Here is a 1485-nt window from a genome sequence, read left to right as displayed (position 1 = left end):
GAGAGTATGAAACTTTTTCTGTAAAATAATGTTTATAAGGTTCTTCTATGATACAATAAATATCATTAGGAGGGCCTTTTATTATGGCAAGACAAAAGAAACCTGTACATCGTGTACAAATGACAGAAGGAAAACGAAACATCATCCATCAGCTCCTGGAAGAGTACGATATCCAGTCTGCAGAAGACATTCAGGATGCGCTCAAGGATCTTTTAGGCGGCACCATTAAGGAAATGATGGAAGCTGAAATGGATGATCATCTTGGTTACGAAAAATCCAAACGCTCAGATAATGATGATTATCGCAATGGTTATAAGCGGAAACAGGTCAACAGCCGGTATGGCTCGATGGAAATCGAAGTGCCACAGGATCGCAAATCAACGTTTGAACCACAGGTTGTGAAAAAACGTCAGAAAGATATTTCCGATATTGATCAGAAGATCATTTCCATGTATGCCAAAGGAATGACTACCCGGCAGATTTCCGAAACCATCGAAGATATTTATGGCTTTGAAACTTCTGAGAGCTTTATTTCTGATGTGACTGATAAGATCCTGCCACAGATCGAAGACTGGCAGAACCGGCCACTGGACGAGGTCTATCCCATTCTCTACATTGATGCAATCCATTATTCTGTAAGGGATAATGGCGTGATCCGAAAGCTTGCTGCTTACGTGATTCTGGGAATCAACACGGAAGGAAAAAAAGAAGTTTTAACCATCAGTGTTGGCGATAACGAAAGCGCAAAATACTGGCTTTCCGTTATGAATGAACTGAAAAATCGTGGTGTCAAAGATGTATTAATCATCTGTGCCGATGGTTTAACCGGAATCAAAGAAGCGATCGCAGCAGCTTTTCCAAAGACGGAATACCAGCGCTGTATTGTACACCAGGTAAGAAACACGTTGAAATATGTCCCAGATAAAGACAGAAAAGCCTTCGCTACGGATCTGAAAACCATTTATCAGGCCACAGATGAAAAGAAAGCTCTGGCAGCCTTAGAGCGTGTAACAGAAAAATGGACACCGAAATATCCGAATTCCATGAAGCGCTGGAAGGATAACTGGGACTCAATCTCGCCGATCTTTAAATTTTCAACGACGGTCAGAACGGTGATTTATACTACAAATGCTATTGAATCCCTGAATTCTACCTACCGGAAACTGAATCGCCAGAGAAGCGTATTTCCAAGCGATACAGCTCTATTAAAGGCACTGTATCTTGCCACATTTGAAGCTACGAAGAAATGGACCAGTACGATCCGCAACTGGGCACAGGTGTATGGTGAACTGAGTATTATGTACGAAGGACGCCTCCCAGAGTAACGAATAAACAGGCGAATAAGACGGGCGGAAAACCGCCTGCTCTTGACATGCCATTCAACAACTGTTATATATAAAACAAGGGTGAGAAGCCTGATTTTCAGGCTTGCCACCCTTGCATATCATAGAAGAATCTTATTTACAGACTTTTTCTCACAGTCTC

The 1485-nt window shown here is 42.0% G+C and carries 1 protein-coding gene; it reads left to right on the top strand.

All coding sequences use genetic code 11. The annotated features are described in order from the left end of the window. Positions 1-83 precede the first annotated feature (83 nt). Entirely contained in the window at positions 84-1325 is a 1242-nt protein-coding gene (locus LJE12_RS19505; protein ID WP_118045231.1) for an IS256 family transposase, read from the top strand. The last annotated feature ends 160 nt before the right edge of the window (positions 1326-1485 follow it).

This window comes from Blautia sp. DFI.6.71 (assembly GCF_020593585.1).
Taxonomy (GTDB): domain Bacteria; phylum Bacillota; class Clostridia; order Lachnospirales; family Lachnospiraceae; genus Blautia_A; species Blautia_A wexlerae.
The sequence above is the reverse complement of the archived record's forward strand: the minus strand, read 5'-3'. Positions and strand labels throughout refer to the sequence as shown.

What these genes read in the sequence shown, in the direction of transcription:
- LJE12_RS19505 (WP_118045231.1), top strand. Translation starts at nt 84, where the DNA reads ATGGCAAGACAAAAGAAACCTGTACATCGTGTACAAATGACAGAAGGA.